Raw genomic sequence first — 20,623 nt, 5'->3', positions numbered from 1 at the left:
CATCATGCAGAGAGCGCATATCAATTTCACAAATTTGTCGTGCTGGTGCCACTTTGGCGTCAGGCCATGCGGCGGCTCGGCCCGGTGGAGGACACACCGCGTCCAGCCACCAGAGAAACCTATCGGCTAACAGACTGCTAGCACTGACATGCACTTACCTGCGTTTTTGGCCTACTCGGCAGCCTCGGTCGCGAAATGCGGCCGACGACCGATCACCTCCTTGAGGAAGTGCCCGGTATGCGAACGCGCATTGGCCGCCACATCCTCGGGCGTACCTACTGCCACAATCTCGCCACCGCCATCGCCGCCCTCTGGTCCCAGATCGATGACCCAGTCGGCGGTCTTGATGACTTCAAGATTGTGCTCGATCACCACAACGGTATTGCCGCCCTCAACCAACTCGTGCAGCACCTCGAGCAGCTTGGCCACATCGTGGAAATGCAGACCCGTGGTCGGCTCATCGAGCATATAGAGTGTGCGACCGGTGGCGCGCTTGGACAATTCCTTGGACAGCTTGACGCGCTGCGCCTCACCACCCGAAAGCGTGGTGGCTGGCTGGCCGATCTTGACGTATCCCAGCCCCACCCGCTGCAGCGTGGCAAACTTGTCGCGAATCGTCGGCACCGCCGAGAAGAAATCGACGCCTTCGTCGATCGTCATGTCCAGGATGTCAGAGATCGACTTGCCCTTGAACTGCACTTCAAGCGTTTCGCGGTTGTAGCGCTTGCCCTTGCATACGTCGCAGGTGACGTAGACGTCGGGCAGGAAGTGCATCTCGATCTTGAGCACGCCATCGCCCTGGCATTTCTCGCAGCGCCCGCCCTTGACGTTGAAGCTGAACCGGCCCGGACCATAGCCACGTGTCTTGGCTTCGGGGAGACCGGCAAACCACTCGCGCAGCGGCGTGAAGGCGCCGGTATAGGTTGCTGGATTGGAGCGCGGCGTGCGGCCAATCGGCGACTGGTCGATATCGATGACCTTGTCGAGGAATTCGAGGCCCGTCAGGGATTCGTGCGGGGCAGGCACCACGCGGGCGCCATTCAGCCGGCGCGCAATGGCCTGATACATGGTGTCGATCATCAGGGTGGACTTGCCGCCGCCCGACACACCGGTAATAGCCACGAACATGCCCAGCGGCACATCCACCGAAACGTTTTTAAGGTTATTGCCCGTCGCGCCCTTGATGCTGAGCGCCTTGCCCGGCTTGCCGGTGCGGCGCTCGGCTGGCATGGCAATGCCCATGCGGCCCGACAGATATTTGCCGGTCAGCGAATCGGGGTGATTGAGGATGTCCTGCGGCGTGCCTTCAGCCACGATATGGCCGCCATGCACACCCGCGCCGGGGCCGATGTCGACGACATAGTCCGCCGTCATGATGGCATCTTCGTCATGTTCGACCACGATGACCGTATTGCCGATATCACGCAGCCGCTGCAGGGTTTCAAGCAGTCGGGCATTGTCGCGCTGATGCAGACCGATCGAGGGCTCATCAAGCACATAGAGCACGCCGGTCAGGCCCGAGCCGATCTGACTGGCCAGACGGATGCGCTGGCTCTCGCCGCCCGACAGCGTTCCCGAATTGCGGGCCATGGTCAGATAGTCCAGTCCCACATCGATCAGGAAGTTCAGGCGCTCACGAATCTCTTTGAGAATGCGCTCGCCGATCAGCTTCTGATTGTCGGTAAAGCGCTCGGGCAGGGCCTCGAACCACTCCGCCGCGCTGCGGATCGACTTCTCAGTGACCTGACCGACATGCAGCCCGTCAATCTTGACTGCCAGCGATTCCGGCTTCAGGCGATAGCCGCCACAGGCCACGCAGGGCTTGGCGGACATGTACTTCTCGATCTCTTCGCGCATGCCGGCGCTCTCGGTTTCCCGATAACGACGCTCGAGATTGCCGATCACGCCTTCAAAAACCTTGCTGGTCTTGTACTGGCGCAAACCGTCCTCATAGACGAAATCAATCTTGGTCTTGCCCGTGCCGTAGAGCACGGCGTGCTGCACATCGAAGGGCAGCTCGTTCCACGCGGTGCCGATCGATGCGCCAAAGTGCTTGGCGACGGCGCTCAGTGTCTGCTTGTAATAGGGTGCGCTGGTCTTGGACCAAGGCAGAATGGCGCCATCGCGCAGCGACAGCGTTGGATCGGGCACGATCTGATCGGAGTCGATCTTCTGCTCGGTGCCCAGGCCATCACAGACCGGGCAGGCGCCAAACGGGTTGTTGAACGAGAACAGGCGTGGCTCGATCTCGGCAATGGTGAAGCCGGAAACAGGGCAGGCGAACTTTTCCGAAAAAGTCTGCTGGCGCGGCGTGCCATCCTCGTTCTTCTCGTCGGCAAACTCGATCAGTGCAATGCCATCGGCCAGCTTGAGCGCGGTTTCAAAGCTTTCGGCCAGTCGTCCGGCGATATCGGGTCCGATGACCAGACGGTCGATGACCACTTCAATGTCGTGCTTGAGCTTTTTGTCGAGCGCCGGGGCGTCTTCGATCTCGTGGTATTCGCCATCAATCTTGACGCGCTGGAAGCCCTTGCGCATCAGGTCGGCGAGTTCCTTCTTGTATTCACCCTTGCGACCGCGGGCGATGGGCGCCAGCAGGTAGAGCCTTGTGCCTTCGGCCAGTTCAAGGGTCTTGTCGACCATCTGGGTAACGGTCTGGCTTTCAATGGGCAGGCCGGTGGCGGGCGAGTAGGGCACGCCGACGCGCGCGAACAGCAGGCGCAGATAATCATAGATTTCGGTGACCGTGCCCACGGTAGAACGCGGGTTGCGGCTGGTGGTCTTTTGCTCGATGGAGATTGCGGGGCTCAGCCCCTCAATATGCTCGACATCGGGCTTCTGCATCATCTCGAGGAACTGCCGGGCATAGGCCGACAGTGATTCCACGTAACGGCGCTGCCCTTCGGCATAGATGGTGTCGAACGCCAGCGACGATTTACCTGACCCCGACAGGCCCGTCATGACGATCAGGCTGTCGCGTGGCAGCTTCACGTCGATCCCCTTGAGATTGTGTTCGCGGGCACCGCGTACGATGATCTCTCGGTTCAGGCTGGGCTTTGGCGTCATCATTGTAGTCCATGGCTCGGTGCGCCAGAGTGGCTGCACAGCGGTCAAACGGTCATTCGGCAGGGCGGGAAGAACAGGAAAATAGGCGCGGCAGGCCCTTGCCGCAAGCCGGCCTCACGCATGGCGGCCCGGCACCACATTCACCTTAGCGTGTCCGCTCACCCTTGCCACGTCGCATATCGCAATCGGAACATAAACGGAACGCAACAGATTCGGTCAAGTTCGACTGTTTTGCATCCGCCCAGTTATGGAACACGCCACTGCGCGCACCGTTCCAAACTGCAACGCGCCAGGTGCCCGATTGGATCGCATTGGTTTGATACAATGCTGCTGACAGGATGTGTCAGCAGCAGTCAGCGCGAGCGAGGGCAATCGGTTCCCCTAGGGGCGCCAGCACGTGTTAGGCTGACGTTCGGGCCTGCAATACTGCGGGCCTCTCCCGAGACAGATCGGACTTTTATGCACATCCCCGTATGGACGAAACCTGCGCTTTACGGCGCGGCAGCCGGCGCCATTGCCCTTGCCATTGTTGGCTTTAACTGGGGCGGTTGGGTCACTGGCGGTAGCGCCCAAGAGATGGCATCGACCCAGTCGGCCTCCGACGTCGCGACAGCGCTGACCCCTTATTGCGTGCAGCAGTCGACGTCGGCAGCCAATCGCGTCACCGTTCTGGCCGACCTCAAGGAAGCCTCGACCTATTCGCGCCGCGGCATCATCGAGAAGTCGGGCTGGGCGACACCGCTTGGCGCAGAAGACCCCAATCGCGATCTGGCCAATGCCTGCGCACTGGCGCTCGCCGACGCCTGATCCTGCCCAGTCCAGCGCCTCGAGGCACACAACCTCGGGGCGCTTGACAAATTCGGCGCCCGGAACATAATGTGAACATATGCCGAGCACGACCGGTGCAGCGCCTTTCTTATGTGTTTAAAACACGCTGTTCCCGCGCGCGCCCGGTCAAGTGAAGCGCTATAACCACCTATCTCTGCAGCCCTTGATCAATAAGCCCACGCGCTGGGTGGGTAGGGTCTGCACAACCGTAAGTAAGCGCCCCGCAACCAGGCAGTCCGGGGCTGAATTGAAAAAGGAATGAGCGATGGCAGGCAGTGTCAACAAGGTGATCCTGGTCGGCAATCTCGGCGCGGATCCAGAGGTCCGCAATCTCCCCAGCGGTGGCAAGGTGGTCAATCTGTCCATCGCCACCTCGGAGAACTGGAAAGACAAGAACACCGGCGAGCGCCGTGAGAAGACCGAATGGCACCGCGTGGTGATCTTTTCGGAAGGTCTGGCGCGCGTCGCCGAAAGCTATCTGCGCAAGGGCTCCAAGGTCTATATCGAAGGCCAGTTGCAGACCCGCAAATGGCAGGATCAGTCCGGTCAGGACAAATACTCCACCGAGATCGTGCTGCAGGGCTTCAACTCGACCATGACCCTGCTTGACGGTCGTGGCGATGGCGATAATGCAGGTGGCGGCGATGGCGGCGGTTTCCGCGGCGCCCGCGACAACAATAATGGTGGCGGCGGCGGCGGTGCGCGTCGGCCCCAGGCCAATGCTCCGGCTTTCGAGCCCGGCGGCATGGACGACGATATCCCGTTCTAAGGCGCGAACGCGTCGATACCGGAATGCTCAAAGGGGTTGCGCAAGCAGCCCCTTTTTTGTGGCCTGATAGATGCGGTCAGTGCTTGTGGGTGCGGCTTGTATTGCGTCCGGCAGCCTTGGCGGCATAGAGGGCGGTATCTGCATCATGGAACAGATCGTCGGCCGTGCCGCGACGGTGGCATGCCACCCCGACCGATGCGCTCAGCGCGATGGCGTGACCATTATGCTCATAGGGCTGACCCACGGCCTTCACGATACGATCGCCAAGCGCCGAGATTTCGCTCTCGGTCTGCTTGGGGCCCATCAGTACGGCGAATTCATCCCCGCCAATGCGAGCCAGCAGGCTGGCCTGGTCACAACACGCCGTCAAACGCCTTGCAGCTTCCCGCAGGCATTGATCGCCCAGCGCATGGCCGAAGCTGTCATTGATCTGCTTGAAACCGTCCAGATCCACCAGCAGCAGGCCGCCAATCGGCGCAACCGCCAGATTACCGAGCCGGGTCTGAAACTGACTGCGATTGGCCAGCCCGGTCATCACATCGGTTTCGGCCAGATAGCGGGTCTTGTCCGCCAGCAGCTTTTCCTCGGTAATGTCCTGCTTCATTCCGAAGATACGGACGGCGACGCCATCGCGGGCTTCCACATTGCCGGTCAGGCGCATCCAGCGGCGAGCGCCACTGGCGGTGATGATTTCCGCATCGACCGTGAAATCACTGCAATTGGCGATGGCTTGGGCGCGCGCGGCCTCCATCGTCTGCCGGGATTGGTCCGTATAGTGCCGTAGCGTGACGTCACGGCTCAGCTCGCTGCCGCGTGGCAACTCGAACAGGTCGTAGACGCTGTCCGTCCAGTTCAGGGATTCATCGGCGAGGTCGCAGGACCAGATGCCGATCTTGGCAGTCTGTGAGGCGCGTTCGAACTGGTTCTGTTCAAGCGCGAGTTGAGCCTTGTGCTGCGCGATCTGGCGGGCCAGCCGGTTAATGGTGGCGTCGCTGGTGACCTCGATGGCCAACCCGGCAAGCCGATGCGCCATGGCCTCGCTGCGGGGGCGGGCATCGCTCAGGCTGAGCAGTAGCTTGATCTTGTCGTCGCCCGTTGGCAGCACCATGCCGGCATAAAAGCCCAGCGCGGCAGGGCTACCCTGGCTGCGGGCGATATCGGCGACGATCAGCGGGCCGTCACTGGCCGCGGCGCGCTTCATCCAGGGGCCGAGAAGTCTAGTATCCGGGCTGGCACCACTGGCGGCCAGCAGCCGAAACCCATCGGTTTCAATGCGGGAGAGGGTGACGCTGTCGATATCGAGCAGTGCACATAGCCGCGACAGCACCGCCAACACCGGATCGGTGGCAGTCTTTTCGGTTGTGCGCGGGCGCCGGATAGTCGTGGCGGCAAGGCTGCTCAAATTACGCGACCCAAATACTCGGTTGTCGCGCTTATTCTAGTCGATCGCCGGTTAAGACTTTCTGCAACTGGGATGAGCCGGGCGCATTGCGCCCAGCGCGCCGGCGTCTGGATTATTTGGTGAAGGGAACCTCGGCGCGCAGGCTGTCGCCATTCTCGACATAGATCACATCGAACACCACCTTGATGGCGTCGGACTGCAGATTGATCTGTGCTGAAATGGCCAGTTCCTTGCCATCTTCATCCTCGTCGCGTTCCTGCAGATTGAAGATCAGATTGCTGCCGCGCTTCTGCCCCACAGCGACGCCGCGGAAGGTGGCGTTTGAACTCATCACGGCTTCATAGCGCTTGCTGGCCGCGATATAGGCCATGGTGCCCGCCACGGTCAGCTGGGTGCCCGCCAGGCTGCAACGGCCGCTGTAATTGACCTTGTCCTGATTGCCCTGCTTGAGCGAAAGACGGCAGACCACCGTTTCGACATTGGCGCCGGTCAGCGTGCCCCGGCCACGCCATTCCCCGATATAGGTTTGCAGCAACGCCACCTCGGCGGGGCCGGCAAAGGCGGGGGCTGCGCCACCCATCACCAGCAGACCCGTCAACGCGGCGCCGCGCGCCAGCCGTCCGAAACACTTCATCGCCTTAGGCCTCCAAGAAAATCATGCCCCCCGGCAGATTTATTGCATGATCGGGATGGCACCCCAGAATCAAGCCGGGGCAATCTAGCCGTGCCCGGCAAACTCTTACAAGCGCGCTCATGGTTCAGGACGGACCGGATAGGGGCCGCGCCCGGTCAGTGTGTCGCCGGTGGGATCATCGGGTGTGGGATCATGGTCGGCGGTGCGCACGCGGATCCGGCCCAGTGGCGCAAAGAACTTTGCCCCTGCCACCAGAATGGCCGGCAGCATGAACAGATCGCCGATCAGCGCCAGCGCCAGTGACAGCACGAACAGCGTACCGAACAGCGCCACCTGCGGCAGCTCGGAAAATGCCACGATGATGGTGCCCACGCACAGGATAACCGTGGTCGCCACGATGGCCCCGCCGATGCGCTCCATGGTGTTTTTGACCGAGCCGAGATGGTCGCGATGTTCCTCGCGCCGCCCATGCACATAGTGGCTGAGGAAATGGATGGTGTCGTTGACCGCGATGCCAAAGGCGATGGTCAGTGCGATCACCGTGGTCAGCTGCAGCCCCGAGCCACTCAGCCAGAGATAGGCCTCGGTGCCCAGAATCGGGAACATGTTGGGCACGATCGACGCCACGGCCACCCGCATCGAGCCAAAGGCGAAGCCGATCAGGAAGATGTTGATGACCACGCTGATCGACAGCGAGATCTGCAGCGAGCGCACGATGTCGTCGGTGGCAAATGTGGTCAGTACGCGAAAGCCGCCAATCTCGGCGTCGGCAATGCCCGCATCGGCCAGCTTGTCATCGATCCGCGCCACCATCTGTTTGAGCGCATCGCTCTCGATAATGGTCGCCATGAAGCCGGTCACCAGCCCCTGCGTGCCGTCTTCGGTAATGAAGCGCCGCTTCATGAATGGTCCCACCGCGTCGAACACGTCCTCACGGCTGAAGCCGTTATCGGTGTAGTTGGACATGCTGGCGATCGAGATCACCTTGTTCTCGCCCAGCTCGCCCTCGATGATCTCATGCACGGTGCGCAGGGTCTCGAAATCGCGCGTGCTCAGATTGGGATCATTGTCGGCCAGCGGCACCCGCACATAAAGCGGGGCGACGCCACCAACGCCCTGATCGATCTCTTCGGCTGCGCTCATTGCATCGGAGCCGCGCGCCATGAAATCCTGCAGCGAGAACCGTGGCTGGATCAGGAAATAGGGCACAAACAGCAGCCCCACCAGCACCACTGACAGCACGGTAATCGGCCGCCCCAATTTCGTTGCCAGCTTCCAGGCCACGGGCACGGGCGCGTTCAGCGCGAAGCTGGGGGTGCGCGGCAGCTTGAACCCCAGCTGCAACGCCATCTTGAGCAGCAGCGGCATCACCGTCATCAGGCACAGAAACACGATGCAGCAGCCCATCGCCCCGGCAATGGCAAACTCCTGCACGCCCTGACCGGGCGAGAAATATAGCGAAACGAACGCCACCAGCGTGGTCAGCGTGGTCAGCGCCGTCGCCGGACCCACCAGCTTGAGCGTGGCATCGACCGCCTTGTGCGGCTCCATGCCGTCGCGCCAATAGGCCAGCCAGTTGAAGATGAAGAACATCGACTCCGCGAACGCCATCACGATTACCAGCGTGGTCACGATGATGGTCAAAAACGAGAACGAGCCGAACATCATGATCACCGAGCCCATCGACCACATCACGGCCACAAAGGGCGTGGCAGCCACCAACAGCGCGCCCGTCAGCGAACGTAGGGCGAGCAGGGCAATCAGCGCGCCCAGCGCAAAGCCGTAGACGGTGAATTTGATCTGGTCGTCGACAGCCGCATTGAGCATTTCCGAGGTCCAGATCGGCGGCCCGGTCAGCTCGATCTGCAGATCATCGCCCTCATAATAGGACAGCATCTCCCGCAGGCTGACGAGCATGGCCTTGGTGCCATCCCCTTTGGTCATGGCCTGATTGGGGAACATGATCAGCACCATTCCGGTCAGGTCCGGCGTGATCAGATTGCGCATCATCGGATCATTCTGCTGCAGATCGCTGAGCGCGCGGGCCACCTGGGCAAAATCGGTCATGCCCTCGGGCACGGCAGGCACAGAACCGCCCTCGCCACTGGGCTTGCGCAGCGTGAACGGCGACATACTGCCGACGGCGAATTCGTTCAGCTCAAGATCAAAGGCGAGCTCGCGCACTTTTTCCAGCGTCGCGGGGTCGGTCAGGCTGGGCGAGTTGACCAGCACATAGATGTCGTTTTCGAAGGTGCCGAAGGTCTCGGACAGGCGCTCATAGGCATCATAGTAATGGCCCGAATGCGCATAGACCCGCATCAGGTCGCCATCAACATTGGCGCGCGGCAATTGCGTGAAGCACAGAATGGTGAAGGCCAGCGCGATCAGCGCCATGATGCGGGGAAAGCGAAGTGTGGTCAGGCCGACATGTTCAAATCCAAAACCGATCGAACGGTCATACGCGATCCGCCTCCACAGGCGGTTGACCCAACTTTCCTCACGCACCGAATCTGACTCCCCCCAGGCAAGGATTCAACCGTGCGCGATTCCGTGGGGTTTGTCAGCAAAGCGTCAGACCAGGGCAGGGGGCGCGTACAGGGCGCCCCCGACGGAGTGGTGACCCCAGCATGGCTGCGGGGCCGAATGGTCCTACAGACCCAGCGCGGCGCGGTTGGCCGCGAGGAACTCGGCAAACGCCTGCGGCTTGTGACCCGCAAAACGCTCAACGGCATCGGTGGTGACACCCTGATGACCCGACCGCGCATCCTTCTGGAAGCCGATCAACATGTCGGCGAGGAATGCAGGCACACCGGCTGCGACCATGCCCGCCTGCAGGTCGGCGTCTGGCAAGGCGATGCTGGTGACGGGCTTGCCGCTCAGTTTGGCATAGAGCGCAGCGCGTTCAACATTGGTAACGGGTGCGGGACCGGTCACGTCCTGAATGGTGGAGCCTTCAGCGCTCAACAGGGCGCCCGCCGCCGTTGCAGCAGCGTCGGCACGGGCTACATAGGACACGCCGCGATCGCCAATCAGTCCAAACAACTGGCCCGACTGGATCACCTGCGCGGCATCCATGAAATTGTTCTCCGCATACATGTTGTTGCGCAGCACGGTGAATTCGATGCCGCTATTGACCAGTTCGACTTCGCTCCAGAAATGCTCGATCACCGCGCCGCCATCGGCGTTGGGCCGGGGCGCTGGCGCTGATGTATAGACGATGTGCTTGACGCCAGCGGACTTGGCACCGGCAATGGCGGCCTTGTGATGGTCAAGACGACCACCAATTGCATCGGTGCTCACGATCAGCAGCCGATCAACACCGGTCAGCGCAGCAGCAATGGTCTCGGGCTTGCCGAAATCGAGCGCACGCACCTCGGCACCCTTGGCCGCCAGATCGGCCAGCTTGGATGGATCGCGTGTACCGGCGACGACCTTGGTTGCGCCGCGAGCAAGCAGGTTTTCGACGGCAAGGCGGCCGAGATTGCCCGAAGCGCCGGTAACCAGAAGGGTCTGGTCTTTAAACTTTGTCATGTCTGTCTCTCCATTTTGGGTAGTTCGCATCTCCTTGCAGCGCATGCCGATGGAGAGTAAGTATCGAACGGAGAGTGCTATCTAGTAGACCTTGAACCAGTTGGTAAGGAGGCACCTTGTTGGAACAACGGCACCGTGAGGTAACCACCATGAACAGCGAACAGGATCAGTTCAGTGCCATTATGGATGGCTGGAACAGCAATGCCGGTCAGCCTGTGGGGAACTGCCCGGTGCGCGGCGTGCTCGACAAGATCAGCGATAAATGGAGCATGCTGTTGGTCATGACGCTGGCCAGCGGGCCCAAGCGCTTCAATCAGTTGCGGCGCGATATCCCTGATATATCTCAGAAAATGCTGACCCAAACACTGCGCGAACTGCAGCGCGACGGCATGGTATCGCGCAAGGTGTATGACACCAAGCCGCCTGCGGTGGAGTATAGCCTGACCCCCCTGGGTCACTCGATCATCGTCCCGTTCGGGCATTTGATCCGCTGGGCCAACGACAACCATCCCCACATTGACCAGGCGCGCGCTGTCTTTGATACGCCCTCAGACCCCGCGTGAGTGCGACCCCGTCATTGTCAAATCCCCGGTAATTGCGCGGCAATTCCTTTACCATCAGCATCACCAGGCTGCGATTGTGCATTTGTGATCGGGCGCTGTAACGGTTTGGCAAGCGCGCTGGTCGATCCTGCATCTTGAATAAGTTGCGGAGTATGCGTTGTGAGAATCGTTCTGTTTTTGCTGATGTGCTTTGCTGCTGCGCCGGTTTTCGCCGATGATTGGCAGGTGAACAGGGTGCGCGGTGAAGTCACCCAGCAGATCGGCGGGACCTGGCGTCAGGTCAGTCGCGGTGAAATCATCCCTACCAATCGATATGTCCGTACGTCCGAGAATGGTCGGGTCGGGCTGATCCGTGGTCGCGAAACTATCGAACTGGAAGCCAATACCCAGATCCGCATCAAGGATGCAGGCGCCGATCTGATGACAACGGTTCTGCAGGATTTCGGTGTTGTCTCCATCGAGGCAGAGCGCCGCAACGTCCAGCATTTTTCAGTACAGACCCCGTTTCTGGCAGCCGTCGTCAAGGGCACGCGCTTCACCGTACGTTCGGACAATAGCGGGGCCACCGTTGAGGTCGATCGCGGCGTGGTGCAGGTGCAGGACACCGTCAACGATCTGGTTGTCGATGTTCGCCCCGGTCAGGATGCAACCGTGACCAAGCAGGCGCCACTGCTGGTGGAAGGCCGCGGGGCCGTGGCTGTTTTCAGTTTTTCCGGTAAGCCGGTCATCAACGGCACAACGACCGAAGCCACGGCTGAAAACGTTGAAGCTGCAGTGCAGGCCAGCAAGAGCAACAATGCTGGCGGCAATGGCAATGGCAACGCGTTCGGCTTGACCAAGGACAACGGTAACAACAGTGCCAACGGCAATTCCAGCAATGCTGGCGGCAATGGCAACGGCAATAGCGGCAACAGCAATGCTGGCGGCAACGGCAACGGCAATAGCGGCAACAGCAATGCCGGTGGCAACGGCAATAGCAATGCCGGCGGCAATGGTAACGGTAACGGCAATAGCGCTGACAATGACGACGACGATAGCGCCAAGACCAACAATGCGGGCGGCAACGGCAAGGGCAATGCCAATGGCCTCAACAAGTAATGGGCGGCACGTGCTGACGACGGCGCGCTGATGCGGGCCGTCGTGCGGCTCATCAGTGTACTTGTGCTTGTCGGCGCCGTTCTGGCGTCGGCATGGCTGGGTGCGTTCGAGCCGCCGGACCAGGAACTGCAGGGGCAGCGCTTCGCCGGCACGTCACGTGCGCCCAGCGGCGACATGGTGTTTGTTGAAATCGACGCCACCAGCCTGCAGGCGGTGGGTGTCTGGCCCTGGCCACGTACTGTCCATGCAGCGCTGCTTGACCGGCTGATTGAACTGGGCGCGCTCGAAGTTGTTTTCGATATCGACTTCAGCGCCGCCTCCACACCCCAGGCAGACGGCGCGTTTGAAGCGGCGCTGACCCGCGCGGGTGGTTATGCCTATCTTGCCGCTTTCCAGCAGACCGGCACCAAAGGCGAAATCGTGCTGAGCCGACCACTGCCACGCTTTGAAGCGCAGGCTCCGGCCGTCCTCGTCAATGTCGATGGTGACGGGACAGCGCTGCTCGAATCTGTGCCCTCGGCAATCCAGTCCATTCCCGCGCTGGCCTATGCGCTGGTGCCGCAGGCCGGTCCAGCCGCGCCGTCGATCACCATCGACTACGGCATCGACCTGAGCGCCGTCCCCAGCGTTTCGGCGATCTCGGTGCTCGAAGGAACGGTCGATCCGGCCATTCTGCGCGACAAGCAGGTCGTGATCGGTGCGAGCGCCATCGAACTGCGCGACTTCTTCCGTGTGCCTCGCTTCGGCGTGCTCTCGGGCGCTGTGGTTCAGATCGCCGCCACCGAAACACTCAAGGCCGACAGGGCGCTGAGCGATCTGGGGTTTGTTCCCGCTGCATTGGCCGGCCTGTTGATCACCGCGCTGGTGATGCTGATGCGCAAACGCTTTACCGTGCCACAGCGGGCGCTGGTGGTCTTGATTGCGAGCCTGGGCCTCGAACTGGCCGCGTGGCAGGCATTGTCTCAGGCCGCCATCGTAATCGACACCATGGTCTTTCACGCCATGGTAAGTGGCACGCTGGCCATATGCTTTCTCGATGAGCGCGCCCGACGCTGGCGCCAGAGCCGTCGGCAACAGGCGCAACTGGCCTATCTGGCCCGCCACGATGAGCCCAGCGGCGCCCTGTCGCGCCACGCCATGCTCGAAGCGCTTTCCGCGACGCCTGACGACGGGCTGAACCGCACCTTGATCGCTGTCAGATTGCTGCGTCTGGATGCCCTCAATGCCAGTCTTGGCAACGAGGTCTATGACATGGTCGCCCGCGAAGTTACCGCGCGTCTGCACGAATTGACCGATACGCTGCCCGCCCGTCTTGATAGCGACATCTTTGCTTTTTCGGTGCGCCACGGCCGCTTTGGTGGCACCATGATCCCCTCGATTGCCATGGTGACCTCGGTGCTCGAAGCGCCCTATGATATCGCCGGCCACACCATCATGCTCGAGACCGTCTTTGGCAGCGCCAATCAGGCTGACGCTGATGGCGAGGAACTGCTGCAGCAGGCCGAAATAGCCTTGGCCGTGGCCCAGACCGCACAAGCGCGCCTAGTACGCTACGAGCCCGAACACGGCCAGAAGATCCGCGACCGCCGTCTGCTCGATCTCGCGCTGCGGCAGGCCCTGAAGCGCGATGAATTCTACCTGCTGTATCAGCCCCAGATTGATCTCAAGAGCGGCGAGATGGTGGGGCTTGAAGCCTTGCTGCGCTGGCGCCACCCCGAGCTGGGTATTGTCTCGCCAGCCGATTTTATCCCGCTTGCCGAGGAAACCGGCCTGATCGTGCAGATCGGCGAATGGATTCTGCACGAAGCCTGCCGTCAGGTCGCCCAATGGCGCTGGCAGGGGCGCATTTCGATCAACGTCTCGGCGGTGCAGTTCCAGCAGGGCAATCTGGTCGCCGCCGTGCACAATGCTCTGGTGGCCTCGGGCCTGCCGCCACACCGGCTGGATATCGAGATCACCGAATCCATGAACATTGCCAGCGACCCGGCCAATCTCGAAATCCTGCACCAGCTCTCGGACATGGGTGTCAGGATCGCGATGGATGACTTTGGCACGGGTTACTCGTCGCTGAGCTATCTGCACAGCCTGCCCATCCACAAGATCAAGATCGACCAGTCCTTCGTGCGCAATCTGCCCAATGCCCAGAGCGAGGTGATCATCGAGACCACCATCATCATGGCGCAGCGTCTGGGCAAGACGGTGATCGCTGAAGGTGTCGAGACGAAACAGCAGCGCGACTATCTGGCCTCTGTCGGCTGTGACGTCGGCCAGGGCTACCTTTTCGGACGCCCCAGCTTCGCCATCGAACTGGCCCTGGACCAGACCTCGGCGGCCTAGCCAACTATCACCGAGACGCAGACTTGCCGGAGGCGGTTGCCCGAACGGGCCGTGCTGGCTAGGTTCCGCCAGCAGAACAGGGGGATTCATGCGCTCGACAGCATTCATAGGCTTTTTTACGCTCGTCTTGGCGGTGCCGGCCGCGGCGCAGAACCTGCCGGTCATTGATGATCTGGTCGCCCCCTATATTGGCAGCGATACCCCCGGCATGACGGTGCTGGTGACCGGGCAGGGCGCTGTGCAGCATATGGCGGGCTATGGCCATGCCGATCTGGACACCAAGGCTCCCATGACGCCCGACAGCGTGTTTGATCTGGCCTCGGTCTCCAAGCAGTTTACCGGCACGGCGGCGAAGTTGCTGATCGAGGACGATCTGTTCAACCGCGCTACCGAAATCAGCGAATTTCTGCCTGACTTTGCCCATTATGGCGCCGGACAACGGCCCGTGGTGGTGGGCGACCTGATCTATCACCTCAGCGGCCTGCCAGATTATCTCGACGAAACCCTGTTCGACTATCGGGCCGATACCAGCAATGCCCAGATCATCGCCTGGCTGGCACAGGCCGGCCCAGCCCACCCCCCCGGCACCCGGTTCGACTATTCCAATAGCGGTTACGTCACCCTCGGCAGTCTGGTCGCGGCGGCGGCTGAAATGGAAACGCTGGAGGCGGTGCTGCACGACCGCGTCTGGTCGCCCCTGGGCATGGCCAAGACCCGGCTCGGCGCACCGGTCGAGCCGACCGCTGCCGTTACCGGCTATGCCGGCAGCGATGGCGATTTCGAACCGTCGCAATTCATGACCGTGGCCGAGGGGGATGGCAGCGTCTACACTTCGATCGCTGATCTGGCCCGCTATGAGAAGGCGTTGGCCACCGGCTCACTGCTGGGCACGGCGGCAACGGCCGAGCTGTTCGTCGACGGTCAGCTCGATGACGGGACGGCCATAGGCTTGCTCGAGGAAGAAGGCTACGGCTTTGGCTGGAGCGTTATGAGCGGGCAGGGCGATGCCATCGCCTATCACAGCGGGAGCTGGATGGGCACGGCGACTGTCTATCTGCGCAATCTGGATACCGGCACCAGCGTCGTCATTCTCGCCAATGGCGAGGATTTCGATCCGGTTGATCTGGCTTTCGAAATCGCTGAGGCCGTCGACGGCTAATCGCCCACCCGCACCCATTGGTTGTCGCTGGTGACGCGGCAATCCCCGCTCATCCCCATCAACGCGGCCGCTTCGGCAGGCAGCGCGATGGTGACCGTCACATTGTGGTCGATGCGATCCTTGGACGTCACCGTCAGCCGCCACGCCATGCCGCTGCCCTTGCCCGGGCCGCCGGGGATCTGGGCGAAAACATCGCTCATGATATCGGCCTGCCAGCTATCCTCCCCCGCTATGCGCCAGTTGACCGCTGAAATGCCACTAGCCGCGAGGGTTTTGGTCAGCTCAAGCTGATCGGGATGAAACGGCACGCCGAACGTCAACTGGCGCGGCGTACTGAGTTCGGCCGGCATATGACCGGGCAAGCCGGGGCCGAACATCGACGCCAAAATCGCCGGGCACCCTTCCGGTCGGGTTTCGCCAAGTCTGGCCTGCCACAGACCCGAACGCGGCTGTACGCCATCAAACAGCGCGATTTCCTCATTGCCCTGGCCGCCACAGGCGCGATCGATCGCCGCGCGCGACTGGTTCGACCAGTACATGCCCTTTTTCTGATCGACCACCAGAATGGTATCCTTGTTGGTCGGCAGGGGCTCCGGGACCGAGCCGACCAGCGCGTCAACCTGCGATTCTGAGAGATAGAAATCGGCACCATTGCCGGTGCATTTGGCAATGACAGGGTTGAACTGGGCGACGGCCGCGCTGGCGGATACCAGGCTGATGACGAACGCACCGAGGGCGAGCAGTTTCATGGCGATACTCCAGAGGGGCGCGATGGCGCATGGTCAGCGCGCGAGAGGGGGGACTAGTTGGCCGGGATACGGTTGGGCGCCAGCCTGTCGAGCAGGCTTTCGACCTCGTCCGCCGACAGCGGTGCGGCGGCGGCCGGGGCTGCGTGGATCAGGCTGGCCTGCAGTGCACCCATCGCCATGAAGGCCGCCGGATCATTGGGCGCGGCGTCATTGCGAAACAGACAGAGTTCGCCCGCGCCCGTGGTCTGGCACGGCCCATTGTCCGCGATCCACTGGCGCGGATTGAGATAGAGCGCATTCATATTGCCCCCCGCCTCATAGAACTCGACATAGGGATGCTCAAGCTGCTCTCCGGCAGCCTGTGCGCCGGCGCTTGCGGGCGTCATGTCCGGGCTGGTCGCGACCCATCCGGCGGGCAGGGTGAAGGACAGACCGCTGGCCGCATCCGTGTGTGGACAGTTCTGATCCCCCAGGCAGCTATAGGCATAGTCGGCCCACGGCGTGCCATCTGCCCCATCGTCGGGCCCATGGCCGTCAGCCATGTCGGGCGTGGTTGTCGGCGACAGGGTCTCGTCGGGCAGAATGGTGAAGCGGTTATCGCCGTCAGCGCTGATCGTCACCGTGCCGGTGAACACCATGTCAGTTGCATCGCCGCGTACCGAATAGACCCCGGGCTCGAAATTGCCCGAGACGGGACCCGTCGCGAACTCGTTCATGGCCCAGGCGTCCATGCTCACTGCCTGACCTTCAAGGGGCACTGCCGACCATTGCACCGGTGTCCCGGCGAAGTCGGCAGGCACGTCAAAGGTGGCCGCCACCAACAGGCTGGTCGGTACGTCCGGAGCATCTGGATCAACGCTTAGCTCGATCTGATGCAGTACTTTGCGCCCACCTGCGCCTTCGGAAATATAGCGGATCCAGTACGCCCCGGCGTCAGATGGCGCCGAAAGCTCGCGCGGGCCGGGGCCTTCGCCGCCGATATAGGCATACTTAAGTTCGCCATAGGTCTCGGTGTAGCCGGCGGGGACAATGTCGATATAGTCCTGACTGCTGCCCGGTCCTGCCCAGGCGACCGAAAACCCGGTATCGGGTCGCACTGCAGCGGGTGCCCGCAGGTCGATCGTGCCTTCAACAACGCTCAATGGCACCGACACCCCGATCCGCCGCTCGCCCGTTCCCTCCACAATATAGAGAACGCTATAAGTGCCCGGTTCATTGGGTGTCACCATCTCGAGCGGGTTGGTGTCGCCGGTATAGGCGTAGGTGATATCGGCTGCCTCGGTGCTGGCTTCCGTCCGGATCGCAAGGTAGTCGAGCGGCCCATTGGGACCTTTCCAATCTACGGCGATCGCCGATCCTGCCTGAATGGGGCCCGGGGGCAGGCTGATGGCAAACTCGGAATCTGTCACCGTCAGGGGCGCCGTTGCAATCACCTCGCGGCCGTTCGGGCCCTGCCAGATGTAGCGGATGAGATAATCTCCCTGATCAGCAGGTACGATCAGCTTGGCCGGTGACCCATCCTTTGTGTAGGCGTAGTTGCGACTGCCGCTGGTGGCGGCCGTCTCGGTCGCAGGGACGATTTCCAGATAGTCCTCCACGGCGTCCGGCCCGGTCCAGTCGACATTGATTTCAGTGGTGATTGCCGCTGCCTCGGGGCCGTCAAGGCTTGCCTTCGGCGTCGGGACTGGGGCCTGTTTGGCGGCGCGGCCGTCGGACAGCACGGTCTGGCTCAGCGCATCGATCAGGGCATCGGCATTGCGAGCCTCAAAGTAGCGTCCGCCTGTGTTCTCGGCCAGACAGGCAACCTGGGCGCCTTCTTCCTGCGAGAGCCCGAAGCCGATGACATGGGTGGTAAAGTCCAGACCATTGGCTTCAAGCTCCATCCCCAGGGCGCATGGGTCCGCCTGACAGGTCTCGATGCCGTCCGTGACCAGCACAACGGTGGCCGCTTCTTCGCCGTAGCGCAGGGATTCGGCCGCAATCAGAACGGCCTGTGACAGAGGCGTCTTGCCCAAGAAGCGCATGCCATTGACCTTGTCCGTGATCAGTCCGCCGGTACCCGCTGCTGGTTCAACGACCAGTTCGATGTCGCCGCAATCGCCTTTGCGTCGATGCCCGTACGCCAATAGACCGATCTCCTGCTCGGCAGGGATCTGAGCCAATACCTTGCCCACGGTCTCGCGGGCGATATCAAGCTTTGGTCGGCCGTCGATCTGTCCCCACATCGAGCCCGAGCCATCCATGACAATGACCGTGCGGGGGCTCTCCTGTGCCTGGGGAGCTTGTGCGCACAGGCCCATCGCTGCCGCGAGCAATACCGCAAATACTCTTTTCATGGTCGCACTCCCTGAGCGCCAGAGATGGTCTGTGCAGGCGACGTGCCGCCAACCCAGCTTTGGGCCTTCTCGCCAATGGATTTGAATTTCCGGGACAGCCCGTTGAGCCGGTCACGCCAGGCAGGATCAGGCGTCTGGCCATCGGTAAGCGTGAAGAAGGCCTGCAGCATGCAGCAGATCGCCAGCGGCTCGATCAGGGCGGCCTTGACGGCCCAGGCGAACAGCAGCGCAAACACCAAGCCACCCGCGCTCCAACTGCCGGGGATCAGATAGACAACCAGCGCCGCGGGCGCCAGCATCACCAGAAACACCAGGAATGAGAGCACATAGACTACCACCGCGATAAACGCCGCGTTCTTGATCATCTGCCGGTGGTTCTGCCCGTACAGCACCAGCGCCTCTTCTGCTGCCGCCCATGGATTGTCCGCGCGGGTGCGCATAGCATGGGCCAGGATCACCTCATCAACAAAGCCCACAGCGACCTTGAGGAAGGCGCGGAACATGCCCACCAGCGGCTGCAGACCAGGTATGGGCAGGAAGTTGGCAATGCCTTGCATCAAGCCTGTGACAGCCGCAATCACGCCTTTGATCAGTTGATCCAGGCCAAACAGGACACTCGATTGCACGAAACGCTCGCGTACGACATCGGCCCCATAGGCGATTTGCCCCTGACCCTCGGGTAGCGCGCGGCCGTCGATCAGTTCCACCAGAACGGCAATGTGACCCGCCTTGACCACATACAGAATGTACTCACGGGCCAGATAAACCGCACCAGCCGTGGCGCCAAACCCGATGATGCCGCCCCAGAACGACGAGGAGATCTGGAAATCCTGATCTCCAAAGGCACCGACCCCGTAGCCGATGCCGGCGCCCGTACCGGTGATCAGGACATAGGCGACCGCAATGCCGAAATAGACCGCCATGCGGAACAGCACATAGGGCGCGGTACGCGCCATCAGGCCAATGGACTTGGAAATACTGAAATCCCACATCGGGTTACATCTCGCTTCTGTTGCACCGGCCCACGCGCAAGCGCGGCGAACCGATCCGACAATAGGGATGCGCAATCCATTATGCTTGGGGTGAACGGCACACCATGCAGGGTGGGCGGCACTAGCTCTGCGTCCAGCGTGCCAAAGCTGCCTAGACGGCGGTGCGGGCCCGCAGTTCAGAGGGCGTGTGGCCGAAATTGCGTTTGAACTGGGCGTTGAACCAGCTCAGGTCGCCAAAACCCACATCAAGCGCAATTTGGCTGATGCTCTGACCCACATGGCGGGGATCACTCAACCGGCGATAGGCAGCCAGCAGGCGGCGCTTGCAGACATGATCCTGGAAGCTGGTGTCCTGGCTGGCAAACAGGCTGCGCAGATAGCGCTCGGAAATTCCGTGACGTCCCGCGATCCAGCCCGGAGACAGCCGGGGAGAGCTGAGATTGTCTTCTATATCGCTCTTGATAAGCGTTAATCGGGCAGCCTTGACGCCCCCATGATGTCCCTCAACGCCGTGAGCGGTCTCGCCCTCAAGGGCCATCAGGGCCAGATCGTGCACATGGCTGGCGCAGATCAACGCCTGGTCGGGCGGCAACTCGCCCAGTTCCTCGTGCAACATCCGCGCATAGCGGGCGAAAAGGCGCCATTGCGGTGTCAGGGCAGCCCCGTTGCGCATTAGCGCATTGAGCCCCTTGGTGGCCGGTGCCAGCACGCCGCGCGGTATCGATACATAAAAGACGTCCGTCCGGTCCCCATGAAAGCTCACCTCGCCGGGGACTTCGTTGGGATCGACATAAATCATGCCGGGAGCACATTCGATCGACTGCCCGCCGACCTGTTGCATGGTGAACCCGCCCTGCAGCGGCAGGTGCACCATCACATTGTCCTGCGCGTCCGCCGCCAGTTGCACGGTGCGGTTGGCATTGCACGATGAATGTGCCCCATGTCCCGTAACCAGGGTAGGTAGCACCCCAATACTGGTTTCTGACTGAAATCCGGCCGGATCAGCTGGTGTAAAGTCGAGCCGACAAATGGCGGCTACAGCTTCCTTGAAGGCATCAACGCGCACGGCAGGATCAAAATCGCCGGCTCTCAGGCTAACAGTCTGAACAGGGCGCATGCTTCTCCCTCGCAAGCGGTGTGTGCCGATATTGTTAGCCTG

At 61.7% G+C, this 20,623-nt stretch carries 16 protein-coding genes; 6 read left to right on the top strand and 10 right to left on the bottom strand.

From position 1 onward, the window contains the following. Nucleotides 1-171 precede the first annotated feature (171 nt). Complete coding sequence (gene uvrA / locus KD146_RS08095; RefSeq protein WP_212658186.1) at nt 172-3,066, bottom strand: excinuclease ABC subunit UvrA; 2,895 nt, start codon at nt 3,064-3,066, stop codon at nt 172-174. Between the two features lie 145 nt (nt 3,067-3,211). Then, nucleotides 3,212-3,391, bottom strand: coding sequence for a ribonuclease H1 domain-containing protein (locus KD146_RS18555; protein ID WP_427857063.1), 180 nt, complete (start codon nt 3,389-3,391; stop codon nt 3,212-3,214). A 134-nt stretch (nt 3,392-3,525) separates the two neighbouring features. Here KD146_RS18555 and KD146_RS08090 point away from each other — a divergent pair, with 134 nt between their 5' ends. Together KD146_RS08090 and ssb are read left to right on the top strand one after the other, a co-directional pair. Beyond that, on the top strand, nt 3,526-3,873 hold the full coding sequence (locus tag KD146_RS08090; protein ID WP_212658185.1) for a hypothetical protein: 348 nt from the start codon (nt 3,526-3,528) through the stop codon (nt 3,871-3,873). A 286-nt stretch (nt 3,874-4,159) separates the two neighbouring features. Beyond that, nucleotides 4,160-4,663, top strand: coding sequence for a single-stranded DNA-binding protein (ssb, locus tag KD146_RS08085; protein ID WP_212658184.1), 504 nt, complete (start codon nt 4,160-4,162; stop codon nt 4,661-4,663). A gap of 76 nt (nt 4,664-4,739) precedes the next feature. On the opposite strand, the gene KD146_RS08080 is transcribed toward ssb, so the two are convergent. The 4 genes from KD146_RS08080 to KD146_RS08065 all read right to left on the bottom strand — a co-directional run bounded on the left by KD146_RS08080 (nt 4,740) and on the right by KD146_RS08065 (nt 10,230). After that, nucleotides 4,740-6,065: a sensor domain-containing diguanylate cyclase gene (locus KD146_RS08080; RefSeq protein WP_249327614.1), complete on the bottom strand. Its 1,326-nt coding sequence runs from the start codon at nt 6,063-6,065 to the stop codon at nt 4,740-4,742. 112 nt (nt 6,066-6,177) lie between these two features. Next, entirely contained in the window at nt 6,178-6,699 is a 522-nt protein-coding gene (locus KD146_RS08075; RefSeq protein WP_212658183.1) for a hypothetical protein, read from the bottom strand. A gap of 117 nt (nt 6,700-6,816) precedes the next feature. Next, nucleotides 6,817-9,204 (bottom strand): efflux RND transporter permease subunit, encoded by a 2,388-nt coding sequence (locus tag KD146_RS08070; protein ID WP_212658182.1) that lies wholly within the window; start codon nt 9,202-9,204, stop codon nt 6,817-6,819. A gap of 144 nt (nt 9,205-9,348) precedes the next feature. Continuing rightward, nucleotides 9,349-10,230, bottom strand: a complete 882-nt coding sequence (locus tag KD146_RS08065; protein WP_212658181.1) for an NAD(P)H-binding protein — start codon at nt 10,228-10,230, stop codon at nt 9,349-9,351. A 149-nt stretch (nt 10,231-10,379) separates the two neighbouring features. Between KD146_RS08065 and KD146_RS08060 the strand changes: the two genes are divergently transcribed. The 4 genes from KD146_RS08060 (at nt 10,380) to KD146_RS08045 (ending at nt 15,387) form a co-directional block, all read left to right on the top strand. Further along, on the top strand, nt 10,380-10,793 hold the full coding sequence (locus KD146_RS08060) for a winged helix-turn-helix transcriptional regulator (protein WP_212658180.1): 414 nt from the start codon (nt 10,380-10,382) through the stop codon (nt 10,791-10,793). 159 nt (nt 10,794-10,952) lie between these two features. Beyond that, nucleotides 10,953-11,891 carry a FecR domain-containing protein gene (locus KD146_RS08055; protein ID WP_212658179.1) on the top strand — a complete coding sequence of 313 codons (939 nt, stop codon included), beginning with the start codon at nt 10,953-10,955 and terminating at the stop codon, nt 11,889-11,891. A gap of 42 nt (nt 11,892-11,933) precedes the next feature. After that, nucleotides 11,934-14,228, top strand: a complete 2,295-nt coding sequence (locus tag KD146_RS08050; RefSeq protein WP_212658178.1) for a putative bifunctional diguanylate cyclase/phosphodiesterase — start codon at nt 11,934-11,936, stop codon at nt 14,226-14,228. Nucleotides 14,229-14,316: 88 nt separating this feature from the next. Next, a complete protein-coding gene (locus tag KD146_RS08045) occupies nt 14,317-15,387 on the top strand; it encodes a serine hydrolase domain-containing protein (RefSeq protein WP_212658177.1) in 1,071 nt (356 codons plus the stop codon). Here the strand turns inward: KD146_RS08045 and KD146_RS08040 are convergent. From KD146_RS08040 to KD146_RS08025, 4 genes are all read right to left on the bottom strand, one after another. Then, nucleotides 15,384-16,136, bottom strand: coding sequence for a hypothetical protein (locus KD146_RS08040; RefSeq protein ID WP_212658176.1), 753 nt, complete (start codon nt 16,134-16,136; stop codon nt 15,384-15,386). The genes KD146_RS08045 and KD146_RS08040 overlap by 4 nt on opposite strands. Before the next feature lie 53 nt (nt 16,137-16,189). Further along, nucleotides 16,190-18,472: a vWA domain-containing protein gene (locus KD146_RS08035; RefSeq protein WP_212658175.1), complete on the bottom strand. Its 2,283-nt coding sequence runs from the start codon at nt 18,470-18,472 to the stop codon at nt 16,190-16,192. After that, nucleotides 18,469-19,464 carry a hypothetical protein gene (locus KD146_RS08030; protein ID WP_212658174.1) on the bottom strand — a complete coding sequence of 332 codons (996 nt, stop codon included), beginning with the start codon at nt 19,462-19,464 and terminating at the stop codon, nt 18,469-18,471. The genes KD146_RS08035 and KD146_RS08030 overlap by 4 nt, the downstream gene beginning before the upstream one ends. A gap of 151 nt (nt 19,465-19,615) precedes the next feature. Beyond that, on the bottom strand, nt 19,616-20,581 hold the full coding sequence (locus KD146_RS08025) for an AraC family transcriptional regulator (RefSeq protein ID WP_212658173.1): 966 nt from the start codon (nt 20,579-20,581) through the stop codon (nt 19,616-19,618). Nucleotides 20,582-20,623 lie beyond the last annotated feature (42 nt).

This window comes from Devosia litorisediminis, from assembly GCF_018334155.1.
Lineage (GTDB): Bacteria > Pseudomonadota > Alphaproteobacteria > Rhizobiales > Devosiaceae > Devosia > Devosia litorisediminis.
Note: the sequence above shows the minus strand (reverse complement) of the source record. Positions and strands in the feature narration are given on the sequence as shown.